General features: G+C 56.7%; 6 protein-coding genes. 4 read left to right on the top strand and 2 right to left on the bottom strand.

Annotation, left to right across the window (positions count from 1 at the left end; genetic code table 11):
• Positions 1-1,113, bottom strand: a 1,113-nt coding sequence (locus OCV64_RS10550; RefSeq protein ID WP_262669958.1) for an NDP-sugar synthase, incomplete at its 3' end; no start/stop codon positions are given.
• 129 nt (positions 1,114-1,242) lie between these two features.
• Here OCV64_RS10550 and OCV64_RS10555 point away from each other — a divergent pair.
• From OCV64_RS10555 to OCV64_RS10570, 4 genes are all read left to right on the top strand, one after another.
• Positions 1,243-1,461, top strand: coding sequence for a DUF1653 domain-containing protein (locus OCV64_RS10555; RefSeq protein ID WP_147572394.1), 219 nt, complete (start codon positions 1,243-1,245; stop codon positions 1,459-1,461).
• Complete coding sequence (locus OCV64_RS10560) at positions 1,458-1,790, top strand: arsenate reductase family protein (RefSeq protein WP_240286485.1); 333 nt, start codon at positions 1,458-1,460, stop codon at positions 1,788-1,790. The genes OCV64_RS10555 and OCV64_RS10560 overlap by 4 nt, the downstream gene beginning before the upstream one ends.
• A 59-nt stretch (positions 1,791-1,849) precedes the next feature.
• The gene (locus OCV64_RS10565; protein ID WP_262669959.1) at positions 1,850-2,845 is read left to right on the top strand and encodes a helix-turn-helix transcriptional regulator; all 996 of its coding nucleotides are present in this window, start codon (positions 1,850-1,852) and stop codon (positions 2,843-2,845) included.
• Between the two features lie 485 nt (positions 2,846-3,330).
• Positions 3,331-6,300 carry an S-layer homology domain-containing protein gene (locus tag OCV64_RS10570; protein WP_262669960.1) on the top strand — a complete coding sequence of 990 codons (2,970 nt, stop codon included), beginning with the start codon at positions 3,331-3,333 and terminating at the stop codon, positions 6,298-6,300.
• A 74-nt stretch (positions 6,301-6,374) separates the two neighbouring features.
• Here the strand turns inward: OCV64_RS10570 and OCV64_RS10575 are convergent, their stop codons facing one another.
• Complete coding sequence (locus tag OCV64_RS10575; RefSeq protein ID WP_262669961.1) at positions 6,375-6,854, bottom strand: hypothetical protein; 480 nt, start codon at positions 6,852-6,854, stop codon at positions 6,375-6,377.
• Positions 6,855-6,918: the final 64 nt, after the last annotated feature.

Below are 6,918 nucleotides of genomic sequence, written 5' to 3' on the forward strand. Positions count from 1 at the left end.
AGATCGGGCCAGCCGACAGCCAGCGGGGGCTGTCTGCCCAGGCCACAGACGCACCCGCTCCAACAGGATGGCCCCCTCCTCCGCCAGGGCGTTGTCCCCCAGCACAGCTCCATCCTTCAAAATAGACTTCTTCTGAGCGGCAGAGCCGGGGCATAAAATGGCGCCGTCCAGTGAGGCCCTAGAGTCTACGGCGGTTCCTTCCAGCAGGACGGACCGCTGGACCACCGCCCGTTCTCCCACCCGGCACTCTCTGCTGATTACCGCATAGGGGCCTACAATGGCGCCTGGTTCCAGTTCCACATCCCGGTCGATCCAGCAGGGAGGCGTCAGCGTGATCCCTTGGGGAAGAGATTGGGCGGACCAGATCCCGTCGCTCCGCTGGGGAATATTCAGGTCCATTGTTACCCGTCCATCCAGGGCGTCCTGAACACACTTAAGGTAGGCTCCGCAGTCCCCCATATCGCACCAGTAGCCCTCCAGGGGACAGCCGTACAGAGGCATCCTCTGTTCCAGCAGGGTAGGGAACAGATCCTTGCCAAAGTCAAAGGGGCCCTGCTGGGGCACCAGCTCCATAGCCCGTGGGGATAGAATATAGATGCCTGTATTTACCATGTTGGTAACCACCTGGCCCCAGGAGGGTTTTTCCACAAACCGCTGTACACGCCCCTGCTCGTCGGTGAGGACCAGACCGTACTCCAGAGGCTTGGGGTGGGCGTAGAGGACCAGAGTAGCGCAACTCTCCCACTCCTGATGCGCCTGGATGGCTTCAGTCAGGTCCAGGTCGCAGACACAGTCCCCGCTGATGACCAGGAAGTCCTCCCGCCCCAGGTGGGACAGGCAGTTTCTAACACTTCCGGCGGTCCCCAGAGGCTCCTCCTCTACAAAATAGGTCAGCTGGACGCCCAGCTGTTCCCCACTGCCAAAGTAGTCCATCACTGACTGGGGTTTGTAGCACAGAGTGACACAGATATCGGTGATGTGGTGGCGCTTTAACAGGGTGATGATGTGCTCCATTACCGGCCGCCCGAACAGGGGAGTCATGGGCTTTGGGACACCAAGGGATAGGGGCCGCAACCGGGTGCCTTCCCCGCCGGCCATAATAACTGCTTTCATGGACCGCTACCGTCCTTTCCTTTGTTAGTAACGGTTAGTATGGTCCGGCCGGTTGCCTTTCATGCCAACCGGCAGCTTGTCCAGTTCAATTGAATATGATATACTTTGGAAAAACAGGAGGGACTGGATATGGACATCAAGCCGGGGCGCTACCGCCATTTTAAAGGGAGTGAATACCAGGTGCTCGGTTCCGCCACGCACTCGGAGACCGGGGAGGCTATGGTGGTCTACCGGGCCTTATACGGGGAGGGCGGACTGTGGGTCCGGCCGGCCGTTATGTGGAGCGAGTGGATAACGCGGGACGGGTATTCTGGCCCTCGTTTTATCTTTGTGGGGGATATAGGATGAATATTCAGATTTTTGGAAAAAGCAAGTGCTTCGACACCAAAAAGGCGGAGCGATGGTTTAAGGAACGGCGCATCAAATTTCAGGCTGTGGACGTAAAAAAGTATGGCATGAGCCTGGGGGAGCTGACCAGCGTGAAAAACGCCGTGGGACTAGCCGTCATGGTAGACACGGGACACCCGGACGCGGCGCTGCTGTCCTATCTGGCCTCCGACCAAGCTAAACTGGAGAAGCTCTACCAGGACCCGACTTTGCTCCGCACCCCAATCGTCAGGAATGGCAGGCAGGCCACCGTGGGCTACTGTCCCGACGTCTGGGCCCACTGGCAATAAAGTCCTATTTATCGGACATAGGCTCTGCTATCCTTGAGTCGAGAAAGGAGAGATGCCCTGTGGCAAAAAGCGCCAATCAAAAATCCAAGCTGCTCTATCTGTCCAAGATCCTGCTGGAGCAGACGGACGAGGATCACCCCATCACCGTCCCTGAGATGATTCAGGAGCTGGCCAAGCGGGACATCAAAGCGGAGCGAAAGAGTATCTATGACGACCTTGAGACGCTCTCCTTGTTCGGCCTGGATGTTCAGAGCCGCAAGGGCCGTTCACCAGGCTGGTTCATCGGTTCCCGAGAGTTTGAGCTGCCGGAGCTGAAGCTGCTCATGGACGCAGTACAGTCCTCCCGTTTTATCACCCAGAAAAAGAGCGACGCCCTGATTCGCAAGCTAGAGGGGCTGGCTAGCATCCACCAGGCCCGGCAGCTCCAACGCCAGGTCTATGTCAGCGGGCGGATCAAGGTGATGAACGAGAGCATCTATTATAATGTAGACAGGCTCCATGGGGCGCTGTCCGCCCAGAAGGCCATCACCTTCAAATATTTCGACTACGACATTTCTCGCCAGAAGGTCTTTCGCCGGGACGGCAAGCGGTATACTGTCTCCCCTTATGGCCTGATCTGGGACAACGAGAACTACTACCTGGTAGCCTTTGATCATGTCAATCAGGAAATGCGCCACTACCGGGTGGACAAGATGGCAGATATCGTAGTCACCAATCTTCCTCGCTCCGGCCAGGAGCAGTATCCCAACTTTCAGGTAGCCTCCTACGGCCAGAAGCACTTTGCCATGTATTCCGGCAAAGAGATGACAGTTACCCTTCGGGGTCTCCAATCCATGGCTGGTGTGGTCTGGGATCGCTTCGGCCAGGACATCATTCTGGTCCCTGACGGGGAGTCCCACTTTCGGGTCACCCTCTCTCTAGTCATGAGCCCCCAGTTTTTAGGCTGGCTTTTTGCCTTAGACGGTATCGAGCTGGTGGCCCCGCAGGAGGCTGTGGATTTATACCGCCAGCGGCTCGTCTCTATTCAAGCGGCATACCAAGATGCAAGTTTGTGATCTTGTCTACCAAATGTCTACCAAAAAAAGCGGGAAAGCGCTGGGAAACGTGGCTTTCCCGCTTTTCCATTTTCTGGGTGTCTACCAGATGTCTACCAAGGGCACTTTTTCTTTGAAAAAGCGCCCTTTTTTATTTTCTCTTAGCGGGTTTTCCTCACCTTTTTTGCTTTGCAAGGGGCGTTATACTCCGCTGGGCCGACTATTGGGCGAAAACACCCCTGTTTTGAACGAAAAAAGCGCGAAAATTCAGGCGTTTTCCCCTAACAATGACCGCTGTAAAATAATGGCTCTCTACTCGAAACAGGTCGGAGGGCGGCCCCTGAACGTTGCCATGGAGCGCTCCACAGGGCCTCTGCTGACGGTCGGCACAGGAAGGGGCAGCTCTCCCGCCTGTTTCGGGTTCCGGGGCGAAAAGCGGTCAGTTGAGATATGGTCCGAAAGGCTGCACAGGTCCGAGGGCCAAAAAATTTAAGGAGGAATCCCGAATGAGAAACCTGAAGCGGGCCCTTAGCCTGGCTCTGGCTTCCGTCATGGTCATGGGCCTGATGGTAGTCGGCACCGGCGCGGCCTACGACGATGTGTCTTCCAAGCAGAATCAGGAAGCCATCGAAGTTCTCCAGGAAGTCGGTGTCATGACCGGCGACGAGAACGGCAACTTCAACCCCGACGCACTGGTCACCCGTAATGAGATGGCCGTGGTCATGTCCAACCTGATGGACTACCGCGTAGCCAACTACAAGGGCACCAGCCCCTTTACCGATGTCCCCGCATGGGCTGAACCCTATGTAGCCGCCTGCTACACCAACGGCATCACTTCCGGTGTCAGCGCCACCACCTACGGCGGTGACCAGTCTGTCACCACTGCCCAGGCCGCTCTGATGCTGATGAAGGCCCTGGGTTACTTCCAGTTCCAGTCCGACTTTGAGAATGACTGGCAGTTCTCCACCATCAAGCAGGCCAACAAGATCGACCTGTTCATCGATGTGGAGTCCGGCGTCATCGAGCCCATGACCCGCAACGACCTGGCTCAACTGGTGCTGAATACTCTGAAGGCCGGCACTGTTGAGGCCGACAACGACACCATCAAGGTTGACGCCGACGGCGTCAAGGTTGAGGCTGGTAAGGTCAGCTACAACTTCATCACCAGCGGCGAGTCCTATGCCGGCGCCATCAAGGGCCTGACCACCGCCGGCACTGTTGTCAACTCCGGCACCCGGATCGTGGAGCTGGGCGAGAAGCTGTATCAGGGCGATCTGAAGATGTACGAGGATCGCAGCGACGACTTCGGCCGTCCCGGCACCCGCTGGACCTACAAGACCACTACCATTGGCACCTACTCCGATACCCCCGCCGCCACCTACACCGCCAAGATGAGCAAGGACGACCTGTACGACCTGCTGGGCAAGGACGTGGTGGACGACTATCGTCTGGATCTGTTCGTTGACGGTGTGAAGGTTGCCGACGAGGTCGCCATCACCACCACCTACGCTCAGGCCAACTCCTCCTCCGCCTCCTGCCAGAGCGGCAAGGGCGTGCTGACCGAGGTGTATACGGACGCCGACAAGGAACTGGTCACCGTCACCGTGTCCAACACCTATCTGATGCAGGCCACCGGCGACTACAACGAGAGCAAGGGCACTGTGGCTGTCACCACTCTGACCACTCCCATTGGCGGTCTGACCAACAGCGTCAACTCCCTGGCTGACGACGACTTCGACTCCGTCAAGGATATGGCCGAGGACGACTACATCCTGTACACCTACGCTGGCGGCAAGGTTCAGTCCGCTGTGAAGGCTGAGGTCCTGACCGGCGAGGTCACCGCTTACTCCACCGCTACCAAGACCTATGGCGACGCCGGCGGCAACGTGACCATCGACGGCACCAAGCACGACTACGCCAAGTTCGCTGAGGTTGACGGCGACAACGGCTGCGCCACCGAGTTCTCTGTGGGCAACAACGCCGCCATCGTGCTGGATCAGTACGGCTATGCCCTGTATGTGGACGACGCTTCCCTGTCCATGGGCAACTATGTCTACATCAACGGCATCGCCAAGGAAACCAACCTGTCTACTAAGGACATCTCTGACGCCTACTTCTCCGACGGCGCTAATGAGACCATCACCATCAAGGAGCTGCGGAACGCGGCCGGCCAGAAGCAGACAATCACTTACGCCAGCGGTAACCGTACTGATAGCTACAACGGCTGGTACTCCTATAGCCGCAACAGCAAAGACGAGTACACTCTGACTGCTGCAGCCACTACCGGAACCAGTTCTGCCACCAGCATCAAGAACAACAAGGTAGTCATTTTTGACAGCGTGGTAGGCAACAGCAACACCGTGTTTATCGTGAAGGACAAGAACGACGACATTACCATTTATACCGGCATCGTCAACGTGCCTGATATCACCATCGACACTGCGAACGACGGCAAGATTGCCTTTATGCGCGATAAGGACAACAACACTAAGGCAGCCTCTCTGGTCTTTGTGGACACTGGCGACAACGGCCGCGTGAAGAGCACCACCAACAGCCTGCTGTACACCGTGAAGAAGGATACCACCTTTGTGGACAACAGCGACAATGAGAAGGTGGAGCGCTGGTTCGTGGTCCTGGACGGCGAGCTGACCAAGGTGGAGACCAAGGAGCGTTGGAGCAAGGGCAACCTGTATGAGGATTACTCCATTGACGCTGACGGCTACTATGAGACCGGTTCCGCCTTTGACACCCCCGACGATGCTGATAAGGAAACTGTTGCCTTGAACGGCGATGCCATCACTCAGAGCGGCGATACCCTGACCCTGGATACCACCTCCCTGGTGATTGGCAGCGACAGCGAGATTACTTTGATCATGCTGCCCGCTAACAAGGGCGACCGCTACCCCCTGTCCGGTGAAGTCATGAACGACAACAACGCCGACTATCAGGTGGAGCAGAACATCGCCGCCAAGACTCTGGCCAACACCTTCAAGGACCGCACCGTGACCGGTAATGCCTATGTCATCTATGATGACAAGAACGACAGCGATTTGGCCGCCCGAATCTACGTGGTCGTGACTGAGTGCTCCACCGTGAACGGCGGCAGTGTCACTCCTCCTGTAACCGGGTATGCGATTAGCAATACCAACAGCGGCGCTGTTTCTGTTACCATGGACAAGAACAAGGTGACCATTGCTAACGTCAAGGTCGTGGATAGCAACGGAGCTAACTACAATTATGGTTCTGCTACTCTGAATTTCAAGATTGAAGTTCGTGACGGCGGCTATCAGGAAGAAGTTTCCTTTACTGCTCCTGCCGCTACCGCTAATCAGAGTGAGTACGCCGGTTGCATGATTGACGGCGACTTCACCCTGCCCTATGAGCTGGCTGCCGGAAACTATCGTGTCACTGTTACGGTTAGCAACAACACTATTGGTACTCTGACCATCGGCGTCGGTACTGCCACTGTTGCATAACTGATAAATCTCTCATTATCTCATAGCAACGAATTAAAACCACCCCCGGACTTCGGCCCGGGGGTGGCTTTTCCTTATCCAACAGCCAGATAGTGATAGGTGGTATCCGCTGAATTGCAGGATACCCCGGCGTACTCCCCTATTCTGGTTTCGTACACTGTAAAGCCCGCATCCGTCACCTCCACACCGGGGTAATACTCATAGGGGGAGGAAATTGACCGGCGATATCGGTGGCTGGCAGAATGGCCGGGGAGGGCCAGACCGCCGAACATATAGCCGGAGGAATTGGGGCTGTACATCAGGCCGCTCTGGGTCATGGTCAGGACCGCCTTGGGAGCAAAGCCCAGGGGGATGGTCTGGCTGGCCGCTCCATTCCCCTGATAGGTCCCGGTGACAATTTTGGGGATGGCGGAGCGAAGTTCCGCCCGCTCCTGGGCCGCCTGGGCCAGGGCGCTGTCCAGCTTGGCGTTGTCCTGGTTGAACTCCGCACGGAGCACCTTGTCCTCCGCCTCCCATTGGTTGAGGTGGTAGTGTTGGGTCTTGTTCGTTGACATGGTAGTTCCTCCTTTAAGTATTAAAGTTATTGTTTTGGCTCTCTTTTTTTGGGGGGGCTGTCAG

It is taken from the genome of Muriventricola aceti (genome assembly GCF_025567565.1).
Taxonomy (GTDB): domain Bacteria; phylum Bacillota; class Clostridia; order Oscillospirales; family Oscillospiraceae; genus Lawsonibacter; species Lawsonibacter aceti.

What these genes read in the sequence shown, in the direction of transcription:
- OCV64_RS10570 (WP_262669960.1), top strand. Translation starts at nt 3,331, where the DNA reads ATGAGAAACCTGAAGCGGGCCCTTAGCCTGGCTCTGGCTTCCGTCATG.
- OCV64_RS10575 (WP_262669961.1), bottom strand. Translation starts at nt 6,854, where the DNA reads ATGTCAACGAACAAGACCCAACACTACCACCTCAACCAATGGGAGGCG.
- OCV64_RS10555 (WP_147572394.1), top strand. Translation starts at nt 1,243, where the DNA reads ATGGACATCAAGCCGGGGCGCTACCGCCATTTTAAAGGGAGTGAATAC.
- OCV64_RS10560 (WP_240286485.1), top strand. Translation starts at nt 1,458, where the DNA reads ATGAATATTCAGATTTTTGGAAAAAGCAAGTGCTTCGACACCAAAAAG.